Source organism: Agrobacterium sp. 22-214-1 (genome assembly GCF_053522465.1).
Genome location: NZ_JBNWCK010000005.1, coordinates 320,112 through 339,243, shown reverse-complemented (window position 1 = coordinate 339,243; position 19,132 = coordinate 320,112). Strand labels below are relative to the sequence as shown.

The following is a 19,132-nucleotide window of genomic DNA, read 5'->3' as shown; positions in this document are numbered from 1 at the left end:
AGAGTCGAGCCAAATCGCATCCATTCCCGATGGAATGTTTCACGTGAATCCAGATGGCGATCCGCGTTGCAGGTTTCAATCGAAATCGATGGCGTGGAGTTTGGATCCGTGACGTTTCAGCCAGCCCTTGGCCTCATCGGTGTGCGGGCACAGTTTTTCGCACAAAGCCCAGAATTTCGGGCCGTGGTTCATTTCCTTGAGATGCGCAACCTCGTGGGCGGCGAGATAATCGATGACCTTTTCCGGAGCCATGACGATGCGCCAGGAAAAGCTCAGATTTCCATCATGGGAACAGGAGCCCCACCGGCTGCGGGTATCCTTCATGCTGATGGAGCGCACCGGCCGGCCGGCGGTGCGTGCATGAACATCCACAAGCCATTCCAGATCCGCCTTAGCTTCCTTCTTGAGGAATGTCGCTATTCGCCGTCTCAGATGTTCCGGCGCGCCGCTGACCTTCAGAACGGCCATCCCATCGGCGTCTTTCGTGACATGTGTCAGCCCTCGCAGGCTGCCAGTATGGTCAATGCGGTGGGCTATACCGCGAATATCGATGGTCGCACCCGGACGCAAACCGTCGTCTGGGCTGAATTTCACAAGCTTGCCTTCCAGCCAGCCCTGATGCCTCTCGAGAAAATCATCCACCTGGCGGTGATGCAAACCCATCGGGATTGTCAGTTTCAGCGCCCTGCCACCGGGTTCGATGCGCAGCGTAATGCGCGTGGCGCGCGGATTTTCCCTGACCGTAATCGGCACCTGCCTGCCCGCCACCGCAACGGTGCGCTGGCTCGGCGCGACCTTCTTTGGGGCCGGTGATTTCAGGGATTTTCTGAGGAGCGAAAACATGAACTCTTCATAACCGATTCGTCCGTCGCTTGGCCATGCAAATGCGCGGCACGGCCGGCCGTCTTGCCCTTAAGCTGTCTGGTGTTTGCGGATAAAATCCAGCATGCGCGGCACGATTTCCTTGCGGAAGCGCGAACCGTTGAAGACGCCGTAGTGCCCGACATCCGGCTGCATGTAATGGGCTCGTTTGTCTTCAGGGATATTCCGGCAGAGATCATGCGCCGCCTTTGTCTGGCCGACGCCGGAAATATCGTCGTTCTCACCTTCCACCGTAAACAATGCGACATTGCGAATGGCTGCGGGATCGACCGCCCTGCCCCGGTGCAGCATGTTCCCTTTCGGAAGCGCATGGTCGATAAAGACGGTTTCCACCGTCTGCAGATAGAACTCCGCCGTCAGATCCATGACGGCCAGATATTCATCGTAAAATTCGCGGTGCTTTTCAGCGGAATCGCCGTCATTCTTGACGAGGTTGAGGTAAAAATCCTTATGCGCCGTCATGTGCTTGTCGAGGTTCATCGACATGAAACCGGAGAGTTGCAGGAAGCCCGGATAGACATTGCGGCCAAAAGCCGGCTGCGGCCACGGCACCTGCATGACGACATTGTCGCAGAACCATTCAATGGGTTTCGCCTTGGCAAGACCGTTGACAGCCGTTGGATTGATGCGCGTGTCGATCGGACCGCCCATCAGCGTCATGGATGCCGGCGCGAATTTATCCCCATCAGCCTCCATAAGGGAAACGGCGGCCAACACCGGCACGGATGGCTGACAGACGGCGACCACATGCGCGCCCGGCCCGATCGCGCGCAGCATTTCGATGACATAGCTGATGTAATCGTCGAGATCGAAGGTGCCCTCACTCACCGGCACCGTACGCGCATCGGTCCAATCGGTGATGTAGATATCCGCCGAAGGCAGCAGGGCTTCCACCGTCCCGCGTAACAGGGTGGCATAGTGGCCGGACATCGGCGCCACCAGCAGCACCTTCGGATCGGACTGGCGGGCTGGATCAAGTTCCTTCTTGAAATGAAGCAGATTGCAGAACGGACGTGACCAGACGGTCTCTTCGACAACATTGACGGTCTGGCCATCGACGATCGTACTGCCGAGAGCGAATTCCGGTTTTGCGTAACGGCGCGTCATGCGCTCAAAGACCTCAAAACCGGCATCGAGGCTTCTTCCGAAAGCCGTGCTGGAAAGCGGGTTGAGCGGATTGTTGCAAGCCTGGCGCATCATGTCGGCGCCGGCGCGCAGCGGCGCCATGGCCGCATGGTTCATTTCATAGAGGTGGTAGAACACTGATGACGCCTCCCTCGCGATCACGCTCTTTTTTCAACCATAGCAGCTTTTCGCAGGTGCACAAAATCGAAGGCGCTGGCGGTTTCCCGCCAGCGCCTCACTTTCCGTTGAACGCCGTGGCGATCAGATATCGGCGACGAAAGTCTGCTTCTGGGAACCGAGGCCTTCGATACCGAGTTCCACGACATCGCCAGCCTTCAGGTAACGCGGCGGCTTCAGGCCCATGCCTACACCGGGAGGAGTGCCGGTGGAAATGACATCGCCGGGATGCAGCGACATGAACTGGCTGAGATAGGAAACGACATGGGCGACGCCGTAGACCATGGTCTTGCTGGAACCATCCTGCATCGTCTGGCCGTTGACCTTCAGCCACATGCCGAGATTCTGCGGATCGGCGATTTCATCCTTCGTCACCAGCCAGGGGCCGATGGGGCCGAAGGTGTCGCAGGACTTGCCCTTGGTCCATTGCCCGGCGCGCTCGGTCTGGAAGGCGCGTTCGGACACATCATGCGAAACGCAATAACCGGCGACATAGTCGAGAGCATCGGCTTCCGAGACGTATTTGGCGGTCTTGCCGATGACGACGCCGAGCTCGACTTCCCAGTCGGTCTTTTCAGAACCGCGGGGAATGGTGACGTTGTCATTCGGACCGACGATGGCCGAGGTCGCCTTCATGAAAATGACCGGTTCCGGCGGTACGGTGGCACCCGTTTCAGCGGCGTGGTCCGAGAAGTTGAGGCCGATGCAGATGAATTTCCCCGTTCCGGCAACGCAGGCGCCGATGCGCTCTTCGTTCAGCACCGGAAGTGTGCCGAGGTCGATCGCGGCGATCTTCTTGAGACCCTCGGGAGAAATGGCTTCACCGCCAATGTCTTTGACATGGGCGGACAGATCGCGGACTTTTCCTTCCGCATCGAGGATTGCAGGTTTTTCCTGGCCGGGCTGGCCGACACGCATCAATTTCATGGAACTCTCTCCCGGTTGTCAGACAAGATGATGCATATATGAACGATGCATTCATACTTGTCACCCCTTGACTGTGCCAAGTTTCGAAAAATACCTTTTCCTTCCCGTCAACCAAAAGGACATGGCCCGTGACGAACAGCAATTCCCGGCAATCCGAATATCCCGTCGATCCCCTTTTCCTCGATCGCTGGTCTCCGCGCGCCTTCGATGGCCATGCCATGCCGTCCCAGCATTTGCTGACCATTCTGGATGCCGCGCACTGGGCGCCTTCCGCCTCCAACTATCAGCCATGGCGGTTTGTCTATGCGCACAAGGATAGCGAAGACTGGCCGCTCTTCGTGGAACTGCTGATGGAGGGAAACCAGCGCTGGGCAAAAAACGCCTCTGTGCTGCTGTTTGTCATTTCCCGCGACTACAACATCTCGCGCGACGGTGAGAAAAAACCATCCGCGACCCATTCCTTCGATGCCGGCGCTGCCTGGTTTTCGCTTGCCATGCAGGCTCACCTGCTCGGTTACCACGCCCATGGCATGGCTGGCATATTGAAGGACAAGATCGTTGAAAAACTGAACATCCCGGAAGGCTACAAGGTGGAGGCCGGGGTCGCCATCGGCACGCTGACCGACAAGTCCGTTCTCCCTGACGATCTGGCGGAACGGGAAGTGCCGAGCAAGCGTCTGCCCCTTTCGGATGTGGCCTTCGAAGGGCGCTTCACCGGCAAAGCCGACTGATTTCCGCTCATGCGGCAAAACAAAAAGGCCCGGCGGAAATTGACCGCCGGGCCTTTTGTTAAATTTTCGTTTCACGTGAATCGTTACGCGAAACACCCCACAGGATTAAATATCGAGGTTGGCGACGCTCAGCGCATTTTCCTGAATGAAGTCGCGGCGCGGTTCCACCTCGTCGCCCATCAGGCGGGCGAACAGGCCGTCGGCATCCGTCGCGTCGCTCACCCTTACCTGCAGCAGGGAGCGAACGTTGGCGTCGAGCGTGGTTTCCCACAGCTGCTCGGCATTCATTTCACCGAGGCCCTTATAGCGCTGCATGGAAAGACCCTTACGGCCGGCGGCGAAAATCGCATCCAGAAGTGCGCGTGGACCGGCCAGTTCCATGGTGCCGTCCTTGCGTTGCAGGACCGGCGGCGTAGCGTAGATATCGCGCGTGCGGGCTGCGAGCTGATCGATATGGCGGGCATCGGCCGAACCGAGCAGTCCCATATCCAGCGTCGAGACTTCCTTGACGCCGCGCACCATGCGCTCGAAGCGCAAGCCGCCATCCTGCAGCACCGTGCCGGACCAGCCACGTTCGGTTTCTTCCGCGATCATATCGAGACGCCGTGCCACTTCGGCAACGGTTTCCTCGGCGCGGGCAGCATCGGCCGAAAGCTCGGGGTTCAGCGCGCCGGCTATTGCCGCCTGTTCCACGATCGAGCGGCTGTAACGCGAATGCAGCCCGTCGATCAGCGAGCGCATGCGCACCGCATCCAGAATGACTTCGCGAAGATCGGCCCCGATACGCACTTCGCCAGAACCGAGCGTCAGCGACGCTTCCTCGATACCCATGGAGATCAGGTACTCTTCCAGCGCCTTTTCATCCTTGAGGTACTGCACGGATTTGCCACGCGTGACCTTATAAAGCGGCGGCTGGGCGATATAGAGATGGCCGCGCTCGATCAGTTCCGGCATCTGGCGGAAGAAGAAGGTCAGAAGCAGGGTACGGATATGGGCGCCGTCGACGTCAGCATCCGTCATGATGATGATCTTGTGGTAACGCAGCTTGTCGGCGTTGAACTCGTCCTTGCCGATGGAGGTGCCAAGTGCGGTGATCAGCGTGCCGATTTCCTGGCTGGACAACATCTTGTCGAAACGGGCGCGCTCGACGTTCAGGATCTTGCCGCGCAGCGGCAGGATGGCCTGGGTTTCGCGCGAGCGGCCCTGCTTGGCCGAACCGCCAGCGGAGTCACCCTCGACGAGGAAGAGTTCGGATTTTGCCGGATCGCGCTCGGAGCAGTCGGCAAGCTTGCCGGGCAGAGAGGCGATATCGAGCGCACCTTTACGGCGTGTCAGTTCGCGCGCCTTGCGGGCAGCTTCGCGGGCGACCGCCGCTTCCACCACCTTGCCCACGAGGATTCTTGCGTCGGAAGGATGTTCTTCCAGCCAGGTGGAGAGCGCTTCGTTGACAAGGCTTTCCACGACCGGACGCACTTCGGAGGAAACGAGCTTGTCTTTCGTCTGCGAGGAAAACTTGGGGTCCGGAACCTTGACGGAGAGAATGGCCGTCAGTCCTTCACGGCAGTCCTCACCCTGCAGGCTCACCTTTTCCTTTTTCAGGATGCCCGAGGTTTCGGCATAGGAGGTCACCTGACGGGTCAGAGCCGCGCGGAAACCGGCCATATGGGTGCCGCCGTCGCGCTGGGGAATGTTGTTGGTAAAGCAAAGCACGTTCTCATGGTAGCTATCGTTCCACCAGAGCGCGACCTCAACCGTAATGCCGTCCTTTTCGCCCTTGATGGCGACTGGCTTGTCCACCAGCGGCTTCTTGGCACGGTCGAGATAACGAACGAAGGCTTCGAGACCGCCATCATACAGCAGCTCTTCCTGCTTGATGTCCGAATGGCGCTTGTCGGTGAGCAGGATGCGCACGCCGGAATTCAGGAATGCGAGTTCGCGCAGGCGATGCTCCAGCGTTCCATAATCATAGTCCGTCATGGTGAAGGTCTGCGGGCTCGCCAGGAAGGTCACTTCCGTGCCCGAGCGGCCTTCATATTCGCCAATGACGGAAAGCGGCGCATCGGCGACACCATGGGTGAAGCCGATTTCATGCAGCTTGCCGTTACGGCGGATCCTGAGCTTCAGCCAGACGGAAAGCGCATTGACCACGGAGACGCCGACGCCATGCAGGCCGCCCGACACCTTATAGGAGTTCTGGTCGAATTTGCCGCCGGCATGCAGCTGGGTCATGATGACTTCGGCGGCGGAAACGCCTTCGGAAGAATGGATGTCGGTCGGAATGCCGCGTCCGTTGTCCGTCACCGTCACCGAGCCGTCGGCATTCAGGGTCACCGTCACCAGATCGGCATGACCGGCGAGCGCCTCGTCGATGGCGTTGTCGACGACTTCATAGACCATGTGGTGCAGGCCGGAACCGTCATCGGTATCGCCGATATACATGCCGGGCCGTTTGCGCACGGCATCAAGGCCCTTGAGGACCTTGATCGAATCGGCTCCATATTCCGCGTTCGCGCCGACTTCGCTTGACGATGTTTCGGTCATAAATACTCTTTCCAAAGTTTTCTCGGGCCAGGTTTCCAGTGAGAGGGCCTGAAGCCAGCGAATCACTCAAATCCGACATGCGACTATAGAAATTCTACACCCAATCCCAAAGGCCGCATGCTTCAGGACGCTGCATAAAGCAGGGGATAGAGGGGTTTCAATCGCAAGAACGGCTTTTTTGCAGCACGGCTGACAGTTCCTCTACCACACTCGGCGGCAGCTTGCGAATATCCCGTGCCAGCCTGTTGGCGAAAGCCGTATATTGCGGCGGCAGACCGATGGTGTCGATCACCACTTTCGGGTCGGACGAACCGGCCAGAAAGAACAATTCCTCCGCCTCGTCCCAGATGATGTTGAAATATCCGGCGATGCGCTGGAGGAGATCGAAACTCGGCTTGCCGCGCTTGCCATGCTCCAGCGCCGAAAGATAGGCCGGCGATACGCCGATGGCGGCGGCCATTTCCTTCTGCGTCACGCCCTTGCGCTCGCGAAGCTGCCGCACGGCCTCCGCAAAGGGCGTCATGACTTTTCACCCCGCCGACGCGCCAGCCGCACATAAAGCGCGCCGTCACCGCCATGATTGGCGGATGCATCCTCATAGGATGAGATCAGGTGGCGATATTCCGGCTTGGAAAACCACATGGGCACCGCCCTTTTCAACGCGCCATCGCTCCCGATGGAACGGCCCTTGCCTGTTATGACGAGCACGTGTCTCAGACCGCGTTCATGCGCGCGCAACAGAAAATCAAGCAGCACCGCATGGGCTTCGCTCTGAAACATGCCGTGCAGATCGATCCGCCCTTCCAGCGGCAGCCGGCCACGGGTGAGCTTGCGTTTGACCGGTTTTTCCATCGGCTGATGAATCTTCGGCTTCTTGTCCGGAGCGGGTGGCGACGGCTCGGCCGGCTCCAAAAGCATGCGCGGAAAAGCGCCTTTGCCGGTCTGCGGAACATCGGGTTCCACCGGAGGTTCCTCTATGTCATCGAAAGCCAGCAGGTCTTCCAGTCTGCCGGAGATCGGCCGCGTGGTTTTTGCGACCTTTCCCCACAGGATGCGCTCTTCCTTGCCGAGCTTGCGACTGCTCTTCATCGCCGATACCTCTGCGCAGCCACCTGCGGTATCAGTATATAAAAATCGGCCTCATTGCGCACCGTACCGGCCAGCTCTCCCGCTTCGAAACCGGAGCCGGTGAAAATATCGCCACGCGCCGGGCCAACGATGGCCGAGCCGGTATCGAGCGCAAGCATCAGCCGCGCAAAAGGTTTTCCGTCATCGAGATGGGTAAGCGACGGCGCATGGATGAAGAAGGGAAGCCCGAACGTATGGATGAGCCTATCCACTGCAAGCGCTCGCCTCGCGACCAACGGAACCTTCGCAGCCGCAATCGGACCCATATCCTGATCGGCGACATCCGCCTCCCGGAAAAAAATATAGGAGCGGTTATGCCATAGCACCCCATCCACCTTATCCGGATGGTCAGCGAGCCATTTGCGGATCGTCTGCATCGACACGGTTTTCGGATCGAGTTCCCCGCGGTCGAGCAGCAGACGGCCAATCGGTGAAAAAGCGTGCCCGGCCTTGGCCGCATAGGTGATGCGCTTTACCGCGCCATCGGGAAACACCAGACGCGCCGCGCCCTGCACATGAACGAAAAACAGGTCGACCTTCGATCTTGCCCAGGCAATCTCAAGGCCCCTGCCCTCCAGATACCCTTCATCGATCGCCTGGCGGTCTGGAAAATAAGAAATACCGTTTTCATCCTCCCTGCCGAAAGCATAGGACGTATCGAAACCGGCAGGACGATTGGCGTCGTCGATATCCACCAGCTCCGACGGCCGGCGGTAAATCGGATAACGCCAGATGTCGTCGGGCTCGGACGACACTTCCAGTTCGGGTTCGTAAAAAGCGGTCACGAAACCGCTTTTTCCCTGAGCTGGAGAAATCCTGAAAGGCACGCAATTGGTTTCAAAAAACCGGCGCGCCTGTTCCGGGCTGCTTGTCTGGTTTTTCTCTGCGCTTTCCAGAAGCGAGACCAGTTCCGCCGCCGTGACCCCGAGCGCGCCGGTCCTGTAGGGTTTTGCATTCCGAAGATGCGACAGGATGGTCGCCATCGCCGGAAAAAGCTTGCCCGGATCGTCTTGCCGCCATCCGGGCAGGTCGCTGAAAGAAACTTCTTCGATCGAAAAGGGCGCGGTCATTGCTCGGATTCGGTAGCGATCAGCTTCCAGTTCGGATCGCGCGAGCGGATATCGCGCGAGAAGGTCCAGATGTCGTCCACCTCCGCAACCGCATCCGGATCGCCATCCACCAGCTTGCCATCCTTGTCATAGGTCGCCGAAATCAGCTGGCTGACGATCCTCAGCGTGATCTGCACTTCGGAATCGCGCACACTGGCCTGGGTGATATCTGCTTTCTCGATACCCACGAAGGTGGACTTCACCACCTCGCCACGACCTTCCCTCTCGGAAATGGCCGCCTCGAAACCATCGAAAACCTCCTTCGACAGAAGGTTCTTGAGCGTCTTGCGGTCGCCATCGGCAAAGCCCATGACAATCATTTCATAGGCCATGCGGGCGCCGTTCAGGAATTCCTTCGGCCCGAAGGATGGGTCCCTTGTCATCACCTCACGCAGCGACGCATTGAGCGGCGTATCGACGGGCGCAAGCGCATCCGCCTCGGCAAAACGGTTTTCGTCGTCACCCTCGCTGCGCCTCGGCAGGGTCACGACCTTGTTATCGTCTGCAACGGGACCCTTCGCCACATCTCGCGGGCTATAGGGGTCGAATGGCGGCTTCTCATTGCCCGTGCGGCGACCGAGGACACTGCGCAGCTGAAAGAAGATCAGCACCGCTGCAACGAGAAAAAACAATGTGATAAAGTCGCTGAAGCCCATCTTTTACCAAAACCGCCATTTAAATTCGAAAACCACACCATCATATAGTCTGCATCTTATCATCATTCAAATGTGCAGATTCAATCATCGGTGTCCCGGGAACCGGCAATCTGCCAGAGATGCACACGCAAGGCTAGAAGATGCGTTTTTCCTTTCTCCCCATCGTCATCCTGATGATGCCCATCCTCGAAATTGCCGGTTTCATCATTGTCGGCAAGGCGATCGGTTTGTGGCTGACATTGGCGCTTGTCCTGTTCACCTCGTTTCTGGGGTTGCTCATCCTGCGGCTGGGCGGCATCGGCATGGTGAGAAATCTTCAGGATGCGGGCCGCACCGGCGCGCAGCCGGCGGATGAGCTGGTGAATGGCGCCATGCGCGTCGTTGCCGGGATTCTGCTCTTCATTCCCGGTTTCATTACCGACATTCTCGGCCTTCTGCTTCTGTCGCCCACCGTGCGGCGCTTTTTCTGGAAAGCCTTCGGGCCGCGCGTCGTCGTTGCGGGTTCCTTTCGGCAATCCGGCCAGCAATCCGGTCCTCAGCCCGGTGATTTTTCCGGCTTTCGGAATGATCCGGGACGTGCGCGCAATTCGAAGGTGGTGGATCTCGACGAGGAGGAGTTTCATCGCGAAGAGCCAAAGGGTTCGCCATGGTCGCGCAAACCGGACGATCGCGATCTGCCCAAACCCTGATCCCGGGCGGAATGGATCGCGATGACCCGATCACGAAGGGTTGTAAGCCCCCGGTCGAAATGATAGACCGCCTTCCACGAATTCACGCCGTGAGGAAATGTAATGACCGCTGAAAATGGTGCACAGGGCGCAGTAAGTCCTTCCCTCAACATTCTTGCCCAGTACATCAAGGATCTTTCCTTCGAAAATCCGGGTGCTCCTCGCTCGCTTCAGGCCCGTGACAATGCACCGTCGATCAACATCAATGTCAACGTCAATGCAAACCCGATCTCGGGTTCGGATTTCGATGTTGTCCTGACGCTGAACGCGGAAGCCAAGGATGGCGACAAGGTGCTGTTCGCGGCCGAACTGGTTTATGGCGGGGTGTTCCGCATCGCCGGTTTCCCGCAGGAACATATGCTGCCGGTGCTGTTCATCGAATGCCCGCGCCTGCTGTTCCCCTTCGCGCGCCAGATCATTGCGGACGTTACCCGCAATGGCGGTTTCCCGCCGCTGATGATCGATCCGATCGATTTCGCGCAGATGTTCGCCCAGCGCGTTGCCGAGGAACAGGCAAAGGCCAAGGTTCAGGCCGTACCGAACTAAGTGATGCGGCTCTGCGCTGCAGAATTCAGACAAAACAAAACCCGGGTTCAAGCCCGGGTTTTTCTTTGACGGCATTCACCGTTTCCGGTGCCTGGACAGGCATCAATTCTGGTAACGGTTCCAGATCGCCTTATCGCCCATGCCGAGAACGAGTTTGCCATGGGCCGCGACCGTTTCCGCATCCAGCCTCGAGGGCAAAGCCCGCGGCCTTTGCAGCGGCTCAAGCGGAACGTCTTCCTCGACGATGATGGTTTCCTGCTTGGCGGCGGAACCGAAACCGAGCGCCGTCTGGCGCCCGCCGATCATCTCAATATAAACTTCGGCGAGCAGTTCGGAGTCGAGAAGAGCGCCGTGCTTGGTACGGTGGGAATTGTCGATGCCGTAACGACGGCAAAGCGCGTCCAGCGAGTTCGGTCCCATAGGGTGCTTGCGACGGGCGAGCGAAAGCGTATCCGTCACCAGATCGGCGGCGACCGGTTCAATGCCGAGACGGGCGAATTCCGCGTTGATGAAGCCCATGTCGAATGTGGCATTATGCGCCACCCAGCGCGCGCCCTCGAAGAAGTCGCGAATCTGGTCGACAACCTCGGCGAATTTGGGTTTATCCTTCAGAAACTCGTCGGTAATCCCGTGAACGGCAAGTGCGTCGGGGTGAACCTTGCGATCTTCCGGGCTGATGTAGAGATGCAGGGTGCGGCCGGTGGGAAAGTGGTTGATCAGCTCGATGCCGCCGATTTCAATCACGCGGTCCAGCTTCGATTCAAGGCCCGTGGTTTCCGTATCGAAAATGATCTCACGCATTCATCTCTCCGCGGCGCGACTCAGCGGCCAGTTTCTGCAGAACCTCTCTTACCTGATCCCGTGCCGCTTCGACACCAGTTCCGGAATCGACGATAAAATCGGCACGCCGGCGCTTTTCCGCGTCGGGCATCTGCCGGGCGAGGATCATTTCGAATTTCTCTCCCGTCATTCCCGGTCGGGACAGAACCCGCTCTCGCTGAATCTCCGGTGCGCAACTGACAACAACGACTTTATCGACCCGGCTTTCCGCCCCGGTTTCGAACAGCAGCGGAATATCGAGGAGGGCGAATTGCCGATCCTCTTTCCTCGCCTGCGCCAGAAACGCCTCCTGCCTTCCACGCACCAGCGGATGCACGATCTCTTCCAGTCTGCTGAAATTAGCCGGATTCTGCCGCAATACTTCGCCAAGTTTCTGCCTGTCCACCGCACCGGAAACGGTAGTGCCAGGAAAGGCCGCTTCGATCAGCGGAGCGGCTTCCGCCCGGTAAAGCCCGTGCACGACCTCATCCGAATCGAGAACCGGAACCCCCTCCCCGGCAAACAACTTCGCCGTCGTCGTTTTTCCCATTCCAATCGAGCCGGTGAGACCGATAACGATCATCAATGTTTCTCCATATCCTCGATGATGAGAGAACGCAGGGCCTCATCGACCTCCGGCGTTTTGCCGAACCATCGTTTGAAACCGGGTTTTGCCTGATGAAGCAGCATGCCGAGCCCGTCGACGGTTGCGATGCCCTGCTCTTCCGCCATTTTCAGGATCGGGGTTTTCAACGGCACATAGACGATATCGGTTACGACGGCCTGATCTGCCAGCGGCGAAAAATCAAGATGCGGCGCTTCCGTTCCATCCATGCCGAGCGACGTCGTATTCACGAAAAGCCCGGCACCCTGCATGACCTCATGAAGCGCCGCCTGGGGATGGGAAAAAACCCGCGGCCCAAAACGGTCGGCCAGTTCGCGCGCCCGTTCGACGGTACGGTTGAGAACGTGGATTTCGGCAATGCCGCGATCACGCAGCGACTGAATGACCGCCCGACTCGCGCCGCCGGCACCCAGAACCACTGCCCGCTCTGTCCTGTCCCAGCCCGGATGCCGCTCATCGAGATTGGAGACGAAACCATAGCCATCCGTATTGGTGGCGTGAAGCTCGCCCTCCTCCATCCAGACAGTATTGGCGGCGCCAAGTTCTTCCGCCAGAGCATCTGGTCTGTCTGCCAGCCGGTAAGCCGCTTCCTTATGGGGAATGGTGACATTGCCGCCGACAGCCGTGCCTGGCCTACCCTGCTTCAGCGTTGCAATGAAATTCGCGAAGTCGTCCGGAGAGATTTCCACCGCCTTATAGGAACCGGCAATGCCGAATTTCCTCAGCCAATAGGAATGTATAATAGGCGATCGCGAATGCTTGATCGGATAGCCGACAACGAAGGCGTTTATGGTTAATGTTTCACGTGAATCAGCCATCGATGACATCCATATCGCGTAATTTCGATAAAAGCGGTAGAAGCGGCAGCCCGAGAATCGTGAAATAATCGCCTTCGATCGAGGTGAATAGCTGGATTCCCTCTCCTTCGAGCTGATACGCGCCAACGCTGCTCAGGGCCTTTTCTCCCACCCGTTGCAGGTGGCGGGAGACAAATTCGGCGCTCAAAGTCCGAACGGTCAGCTCGGCGCTGGAAACGATTTGCCACACTACCTCACCATGTCGGACGAGAACGGCGGCGCTGTTCAGGCGATGGACCTTGCCAGACAATGACAGCAGATGCCCTTCGGCCTCCGCCATGGTTTTCGGCTTGTGATAAACACGGGCGCCGAGCGCCATGGTCTGGTCGCAGCCGAGAACCAGTGCTTTCGGATAAAGCGCGCTGACTGCAAGAGCCTTGGCCTTAGCGAGTTCCAGCGCAACCTCTTCCGGACTGGCGCCGTCTCGTTCCAGCTGTTCATCGAGCGCACGCTCGTCAATATCCGCCGGGATGGCCGAAAATGTCAGCCCCGCATTGCGCATCAGCATCTGGCGGGATGCGCTGGACGAGGCGAGGATCAATTCTTGTTGCATCGACTGTCTGCTCCGAATGGTGCGATTCGGATTATCGTGTCCTCGAACGAAGGGCAAGGATGGCCGCCGCCGTTTCCTCGATGGAACGGCGCGTGACATCGATCAGCGGCCAATTGTTGCGGGCGCAGAGCGCTCGTGCATATTTCAGCTCTTCCATGATGGTGGCGCGATCCGTGTATCGACCACTGTCAAATCCGCCCGTCGCGCCGAGTTCCCGGTTTTCGCGCACCTGCGATATCCGGTCCGATGTCGCGACCAGCCCGACGATCAACGGCCGCGTGGCCGCATAGAGGCTGTCGGGCAAAGGCACATTGGGAACGACCGGTATATTGGCGGTCTTTATCCCCCTGTTGGCGAGATAGATGCTGGTCGGTGTTTTTGAGGTGCGGCTGATGCCGATGATGACGATATCAGCCTCATCATAGGTTTCGGGCATTTGCCCGTCATCATGATCCATGGCGAAATTGAGCGCCTCGATCCTGGCGAAATAATCCGCATTCAAGGCATGTTGCGCACCCACCCGCCGTCTGGACGGCGCACCTAAATAGGTCTGGAAGATGCCGATGATGGGTTCAAGGACGTTCACGCAGGGCACGCCAATCGCATGGCACCGCAGATCCAGAAACTCGGCCAGCTGCTGGTCGACGATCGTATAGAGAACAATGCCCGGTTCCTTATCGATGAGATCGACGACCTGCGCGAGCTGCTTCTGGTTTCGAATCATCGGATAGACATGTTCCACCGGCATGGAGGCGTGGAACTGGGCCGAAACGGCCCGACCGGCCGACATCAGAGTCTCTCCCGTTGAGTCCGAAATCAGGTGCAGATGGAAGAAGCTTTTTTTGTTCTCCACGCTGTTTTTCTCCCGCTGTTGATAAACCGGGACAAATCTCCGAATTGTCCTGCGGGTCGAACCGCGACGTGAATAAGGTGGTGTTTTTCCACAATCCGCAAGTGGCTTCAATCGTCTCCGACGTGCTTGTGAATTGTTGGAAGAATGCGGAACCGTTCAAAATTTTCCCCAGACTATCCACAGTCGAACTGTTTTTCCGGGTCGCCATAAATAACTGAAATTATTTATAAAATTTCTATTTTCCGGATTATTCCAAAACAATTGGGCCGATAACATCCGCAGGCACGCTTGGAATTCTACGGCTGCGGCATTTCGACTGGAATGATTTTAATCCTTGCTACCCACAGACTCTAAGAAATAGAAAATCTTTTAAATCTCTTTGATTTTATTTTTTAGAAGCTGGGTGCCATGAGCGAACGTAAGGTTATGACGGTGTTGAACGGGCAGACGGTCACACCGCCGCCCATATGGCTGATGCGACAGGCTGGGCGTTATCTTCCCGAGTACAGGGAAACGCGAAAGAGCGCCGGTAGTTTCCTCGATCTCTGTTATAGTCCCGAACTGGCGATGGAGGTTACTCTCCAACCCATTCGCCGGTTCGGGCTCGATGCCGCCATTCTCTTTTCCGATATTCTGGTGATACCCGACGCGCTTCATCGCAACGTGTCTTTCAGCGAAGGAAAAGGTCCGGCCATGGACCCGATCGATGTCAGCGGTATCGAGAAGCTGGATGCCGCAAATGTCATGGCGCATCTTTCTCCTGTTTTTGAAACCGTTTCCCGTCTGCGCGCCTCTTTGCCCGATGAAACGACGCTTCTCGGTTTCTGCGGCGCGCCGTGGACGGTTGCGACTTATATGATTGCAGGACACGGAACGCCGGATCAGGCCCCGGCGCGGCTGTTCGGTTATCAGGAGCCGGTGGCCATGGAAAAGCTGCTGGCTTTCCTCGCCGACGTTTCCGCCGATTATCTGGTCGCACAGATCGATGCAGGTGCGGATGCGGTTCAAATCTTCGATTCCTGGGCTGGCGTGCTCGGTGAGAAGGAATTTGAGGATTATGCGATAAAACCCGTTGCCCGCATTATCGCATCGGTGCGCGCCCGTCGGCCTTCGGCAAAAATCATCGCCTTCGCCAAGGGGGCTGGTTATCTTCTCAAGGATTATCGTCGCAAGACGGGCGCCGACGCCATTGGGCTCGACTGGTCGGTGCCTCTCAGCTTTGCAAGGGATTTGCAGAAAGAGGGGCCCGTGCAGGGCAATCTCGACCCCATGCTGATGGTGGCAGGAGGCAGGGCGCTGCAGGATGGTATAGATGCCGTGCTGCAGGCTCTTGCACAGGGTCCGCTGATCTTCAATCTCGGCCATGGCATCACCCCGCAGGCTGACCCGGAAAACGTCACCCGGCTGGTGGAGCGGGTGCGTGCCGGCGGAGCCGGGGCATGAGCGGCGAAAAACAGACATCCACCCGTTCCGGAAACCGGGCGGCATTGCGCGCCGGCATTGCGCTGGGTGTCTTTGCTGCCTTCGTCGCCCTGTTATTTTATGCCGATCCGGCCGATCTCTATCTCTGGATAAAGGCGCTGCATATCATCGCCGTTATTTCCTGGATGGCGGCGATTTTTTACCTGCCGCGGCTCTTCATCTACCACACGGATGCACCCGCCGGTTCGCAGCAGTCTGAAACCTTCAAGGTGATGGAGCAGCGGCTGATCAAGGTGATCATGAACCCGGCGATGATGATATCCTGGATATTGGGACTTTATCTCGCCTGGTCGGTTTATGGTTTTTCCGGCGGCTGGCTGCATGCCAAGATCGCACTGGTGGTGTTTCTGACTGCGACCCATGTTTATTTCACACGCAGTGCAAAACGTTTCGCGCGGGATGAAAATACGCGGCCTGCCCGTCACTGGCGGTTGATGAACGAGGTTCCGACGGTGCTGATGATCCTCATCGTCTTACTTGTGGTTGTGAAACCCTTCGGTTAAGACGGTGCGACGATAAATTTCGCGGAATTCGTGCTTTCCTCTTGCAGCGGCCGTGTTCAATCGCTATTTTCGGGCCACTCATCTTCGTGGCATGTGAATTATTCAGTCATCTGCGGTATCTCCCACAGCATCTGATTCGCGAACACGCCCTCCCCCGACATTACATTATCAAACGGTCTTCTCTTCATGGCTGAAATGAAGCTTCAGGAACTTAAGAGCAAATCGCCTACCGACTTGCTGACTTTTGCCGAATCCCTGGAAGTTGAAAATGCGAGCACCATGCGCAAGCAGGAGCTCATGTTCGCAATCCTCAAGGTTCTCGCGAGCCAGGACATCGAAATCATCGGCGAGGGCGTCGTTGAAGTCCTGCAGGACGGTTTCGGGTTCCTGCGATCCGCAAATGCAAACTATCTGCCCGGTCCGGACGATATCTATATCTCGCCGTCGCAGATCCGCCGCTTCTCGCTGAAGACAGGCGATACCGTTGAAGGCCCGATCCGCGGCCCCAAGGAAGGCGAACGTTATTTCGCGCTTCTCAAGGTCAATACGATCAATTTCGACGATCCGGAAAAGATCCGCCACAAGGTTCACTTCGACAATCTGACGCCGCTTTATCCGAATGAGCGCTTCAAGATGGAACTGGATGTTCCGACCTCGAAGGATTTGTCGTCGCGTGTGATCGATCTCGTCGCGCCGCTCGGCAAGGGTCAGCGCGGATTGATCGTCGCGCCGCCGCGCACCGGTAAGACCGTTCTGTTGCAGAACATCGCCCATTCCATCACGGCAAATCATCCGGAATGCTATCTGATCGTTCTCCTGATCGATGAGCGTCCGGAAGAAGTGACCGACATGCAGCGTTCCGTGAAGGGTGAGGTTGTCTCCTCCACCTTCGACGAACCCGCTGTCCGTCACGTGCAGGTCGCCGAGATGGTCATCGAAAAGGCGAAGCGCCTGGTCGAACATGGTCGTGACGTCGTCATCCTGCTCGATTCCATCACGCGCCTCGGCCGTGCCTACAACACGGTTGTTCCCTCCTCCGGTAAGGTTCTGACGGGTGGTGTGGATGCCAACGCGCTGCAGCGCCCGAAGCGTTTCTTCGGCGCCGCTCGTAATATCGAAGAAGGCGGTTCGCTGACCATTATCGCAACCGCGCTGATCGATACCGGCAGCCGTATGGATGAAGTCATCTTCGAAGAATTCAAGGGTACCGGTAACTCGGAAATCGTGCTCGACCGCAAGGTTGCCGACAAGCGCATCTTCCCCGCACTGGATATTCTGAAATCCGGTACGCGTAAGGAAGACCTGCTGGTGCCGCGTCAGGATCTGCAGAAGATTTTCGTTCTTCGCCGTATTCTCGCGCCGATGGGTACGATGGACGCCATCGAGTTCCTGATCGACAAGCTGAAGCAGACCAAGAACAATTCGGATTTCTTCGAATCGATGAATACCTGATCCGAACTTTAGCCGGATTCATCATAAGAGCTTTAAAGCCGTATCCGTTTATTCGGATGCGGCTTGACTGTTTTAGACCGAGGTGAATGATGCCAGCTTCCGCCGATACGATCTATGCGCTTTCCAGCGGTGCCCTGCCGGCGGGTGTGGCTGTTCTCAGGATCAGCGGCTCGAGGGCTTTCTATGCCTTGGAGATGTTGACGGGCCGGGAACTTCCTTCACCACGAAAAGCTACGCTCTGCTCGATTCGGAATCGAAACGATGAGATCATCGACCAGGCGCTGGTAATTGCTTTTCCAGCGCCAAATTCTTTCACGGGTGAGCATTGTGTTGAAATTCATAGCCATGGCAGTCGCGCTGTCATGGCTTCGATTTTCGCCGAGCTTGAAAATCTAGAGGGACTTCGGCCTGCCGATGCCGGTGAATTCTCTCGTAGAGCCTTCGAGAATGGGAAGATGGATCTCCTTGAGGTCGAAGGCCTCGCCGATCTGTTGCAGGCTGAAACGGAAATGCAGCGGCGGTTGGCGGTGGAACAGAGCACTGGCAAATTGTCGGCACTCTATGATGGCTGGGCTAGCCGCCTGACGCGCGCTCGCGCTCTCATCGAAGCGGAACTGGATTTTGCCGACGAGGAGGATGTTCCGGATTCCGTGGCGGCTCAGGTTTGGGAAGCCATGGCGCTTCTCAAAAAGGAAATCGGCGATCATCTCCAGGGTGGCGAAAGCGGAGAAATCATTCGCGACGGGTTCAAGGTCGCCCTCGTCGGTGAACCGAATGCAGGCAAATCCACTCTTTTGAACGCCCTTAGCGGCCGCGATGTTGCTATCGTTACCGATATTGCCGGCACCACGAGAGATGTCTTGAGCGTTGACATCAATCTGGAAGGATATCTCGTCCGGATATTCGATACGGCAGGAATACGGGAAACACAGGATGTCGTGGAGCTTGAAGGCGTGCGGCGCGCGGTTCTGACGGCGGAGACCGCAGATCTCATTCTGCTGCTGCAGGATAAGGATTCGCTTCCGAAACAATCTCTCGAACCGTTCAAAAACCGGAGCTACTTGCGAGTTAGAACGAAAACAGCGCTTCATTCCCCTATCTTGGATGATGGATTTGATTTGTCTATCTCAGCCAAGGAAGGGATAGGCTTGAACGAACTGCGTTCGATGCTGAAGCAGGAGATAGAAAAACGTGTCGGTGCCGGCCAGACTTTGGTTCCCGCGCGCACCAGGCATAAAAAACGACTTGAAGAGACGCTGAACTATGTTAGTGATGCGCTCAATTCTGGGACCCTGGACCTTGCGATAAGGTCGGAATATTTAAGGCTCGCGGCGACATCGCTTGGACGGATTACCGGCCGCGTTGATGTGGAAGATTTGCTTGGCGTGATCTTCTCGGAATTCTGCATAGGAAAATGATTCACGTGAAACATCGGCGG

General features: G+C 57.5%; 20 protein-coding genes. 7 read left to right on the top strand and 13 right to left on the bottom strand.

Features of this window, described 5'->3' with window-relative positions; all coding sequences use genetic code 11:
- Positions 1 to 75 precede the first annotated feature (75 nt).
- From ACQZ5G_RS19330 to ACQZ5G_RS19320, 3 genes are all read right to left on the bottom strand, one after another.
- On the bottom strand, positions 76 to 843 hold the full coding sequence (locus ACQZ5G_RS19330) for a M48 family metallopeptidase (RefSeq protein WP_448738061.1): 768 nt from the start codon (positions 841 to 843) through the stop codon (positions 76 to 78).
- 69 nt (positions 844 to 912) lie between these two features.
- On the bottom strand, positions 913 to 2,145 hold the full coding sequence (locus ACQZ5G_RS19325) for a polyhydroxyalkanoate depolymerase (protein ID WP_448738060.1): 1,233 nt from the start codon (positions 2,143 to 2,145) through the stop codon (positions 913 to 915).
- Positions 2,146 to 2,268: 123 nt separating this feature from the next.
- A complete protein-coding gene (locus tag ACQZ5G_RS19320) occupies positions 2,269 to 3,111 on the bottom strand; it encodes a fumarylacetoacetate hydrolase family protein (RefSeq protein ID WP_003521165.1) in 843 nt (280 codons plus the stop codon).
- A gap of 128 nt (positions 3,112 to 3,239) precedes the next feature.
- Between ACQZ5G_RS19320 and ACQZ5G_RS19315 the strand changes: the two genes are divergently transcribed.
- Positions 3,240 to 3,842 carry a nitroreductase family protein gene (locus ACQZ5G_RS19315; RefSeq protein WP_448738059.1) on the top strand — a complete coding sequence of 201 codons (603 nt, stop codon included), beginning with the start codon at positions 3,240 to 3,242 and terminating at the stop codon, positions 3,840 to 3,842.
- A 105-nt stretch (positions 3,843 to 3,947) separates the two neighbouring features.
- On the opposite strand, the gene gyrB is transcribed toward ACQZ5G_RS19315, so the two are convergent.
- The 5 genes from gyrB to ACQZ5G_RS19290 form a co-directional block, all read right to left on the bottom strand.
- Complete coding sequence (gene gyrB, locus ACQZ5G_RS19310; RefSeq protein WP_080815419.1) at positions 3,948 to 6,383, bottom strand: DNA topoisomerase (ATP-hydrolyzing) subunit B; 2,436 nt, start codon at positions 6,381 to 6,383, stop codon at positions 3,948 to 3,950.
- Positions 6,384 to 6,540: 157 nt separating this feature from the next.
- The gene (locus tag ACQZ5G_RS19305) at positions 6,541 to 6,906 is read right to left on the bottom strand and encodes a helix-turn-helix domain-containing protein (RefSeq protein ID WP_003521160.1); all 366 of its coding nucleotides are present in this window, start codon (positions 6,904 to 6,906) and stop codon (positions 6,541 to 6,543) included.
- Positions 6,903 to 7,472: a Smr/MutS family protein gene (locus ACQZ5G_RS19300; RefSeq protein WP_065656817.1), complete on the bottom strand. Its 570-nt coding sequence runs from the start codon at positions 7,470 to 7,472 to the stop codon at positions 6,903 to 6,905. Before ACQZ5G_RS19300 ends, ACQZ5G_RS19305 begins: the two co-directional genes overlap by 4 nt.
- Positions 7,469 to 8,581, bottom strand: a complete 1,113-nt coding sequence (gene mltA / locus ACQZ5G_RS19295) for a murein transglycosylase A (RefSeq protein ID WP_448738058.1) — start codon at positions 8,579 to 8,581, stop codon at positions 7,469 to 7,471. Before mltA ends, ACQZ5G_RS19300 begins: the two co-directional genes overlap by 4 nt.
- A complete protein-coding gene (locus ACQZ5G_RS19290; protein ID WP_003521156.1) occupies positions 8,578 to 9,276 on the bottom strand; it encodes a Tim44/TimA family putative adaptor protein in 699 nt (232 codons plus the stop codon). The genes mltA and ACQZ5G_RS19290 overlap by 4 nt, the downstream gene beginning before the upstream one ends.
- A gap of 140 nt (positions 9,277 to 9,416) precedes the next feature.
- On the opposite strand from ACQZ5G_RS19290, the gene ACQZ5G_RS19285 reads away from it, so the two are divergent.
- Positions 9,417 to 9,965, top strand: coding sequence for an FxsA family protein (locus ACQZ5G_RS19285; protein ID WP_269831194.1), 549 nt, complete (start codon positions 9,417 to 9,419; stop codon positions 9,963 to 9,965).
- 102 nt (positions 9,966 to 10,067) lie between these two features.
- Positions 10,068 to 10,550 (top strand): protein-export chaperone SecB, encoded by a 483-nt coding sequence (secB, locus tag ACQZ5G_RS19280; RefSeq protein WP_003521154.1) that lies wholly within the window; start codon positions 10,068 to 10,070, stop codon positions 10,548 to 10,550.
- A gap of 102 nt (positions 10,551 to 10,652) precedes the next feature.
- Here secB and dnaQ read toward each other — a convergent pair whose 3' ends face one another.
- From dnaQ to ACQZ5G_RS19255, 5 genes are read right to left on the bottom strand one after another with little or no spacing between them, the layout of a single operon-like run.
- Positions 10,653 to 11,351 (bottom strand): DNA polymerase III subunit epsilon, encoded by a 699-nt coding sequence (gene dnaQ, locus ACQZ5G_RS19275; protein ID WP_003521153.1) that lies wholly within the window; start codon positions 11,349 to 11,351, stop codon positions 10,653 to 10,655.
- Entirely contained in the window at positions 11,344 to 11,952 is a 609-nt protein-coding gene (gene coaE / locus ACQZ5G_RS19270; RefSeq protein ID WP_448738057.1) for a dephospho-CoA kinase, read from the bottom strand. Before coaE ends, dnaQ begins: the two co-directional genes overlap by 8 nt.
- Positions 11,952 to 12,812, bottom strand: coding sequence for a shikimate dehydrogenase (locus ACQZ5G_RS19265; RefSeq protein WP_448738056.1), 861 nt, complete (start codon positions 12,810 to 12,812; stop codon positions 11,952 to 11,954). The genes coaE and ACQZ5G_RS19265 overlap by 1 nt, the downstream gene beginning before the upstream one ends.
- Entirely contained in the window at positions 12,805 to 13,404 is a 600-nt protein-coding gene (locus ACQZ5G_RS19260) for a Maf-like protein (protein WP_448738055.1), read from the bottom strand. Before ACQZ5G_RS19260 ends, ACQZ5G_RS19265 begins: the two co-directional genes overlap by 8 nt.
- Before the next feature lie 31 nt (positions 13,405 to 13,435).
- Positions 13,436 to 14,257 (bottom strand): pyruvate, water dikinase regulatory protein, encoded by an 822-nt coding sequence (locus tag ACQZ5G_RS19255; RefSeq protein WP_003521149.1) that lies wholly within the window; start codon positions 14,255 to 14,257, stop codon positions 13,436 to 13,438.
- A gap of 408 nt (positions 14,258 to 14,665) precedes the next feature.
- Between ACQZ5G_RS19255 and hemE the strand changes: the two genes are divergently transcribed.
- From hemE to mnmE, 4 genes are all read left to right on the top strand, one after another.
- Positions 14,666 to 15,700: a uroporphyrinogen decarboxylase gene (gene hemE, locus ACQZ5G_RS19250; RefSeq protein ID WP_448738054.1), complete on the top strand. Its 1,035-nt coding sequence runs from the start codon at positions 14,666 to 14,668 to the stop codon at positions 15,698 to 15,700.
- Positions 15,697 to 16,242 (top strand): protoporphyrinogen oxidase HemJ, encoded by a 546-nt coding sequence (gene hemJ / locus ACQZ5G_RS19245; protein ID WP_448738053.1) that lies wholly within the window; start codon positions 15,697 to 15,699, stop codon positions 16,240 to 16,242. Before hemE ends, hemJ begins: the two co-directional genes overlap by 4 nt.
- A 186-nt stretch (positions 16,243 to 16,428) precedes the next feature.
- A complete protein-coding gene (gene rho, locus ACQZ5G_RS19240) occupies positions 16,429 to 17,694 on the top strand; it encodes a transcription termination factor Rho (RefSeq protein ID WP_004444236.1) in 1,266 nt (421 codons plus the stop codon).
- Between the two features lie 86 nt (positions 17,695 to 17,780).
- Positions 17,781 to 19,112, top strand: a complete 1,332-nt coding sequence (mnmE, locus tag ACQZ5G_RS19235; RefSeq protein WP_448738052.1) for a tRNA uridine-5-carboxymethylaminomethyl(34) synthesis GTPase MnmE — start codon at positions 17,781 to 17,783, stop codon at positions 19,110 to 19,112.
- Positions 19,113 to 19,132 lie beyond the last annotated feature (20 nt).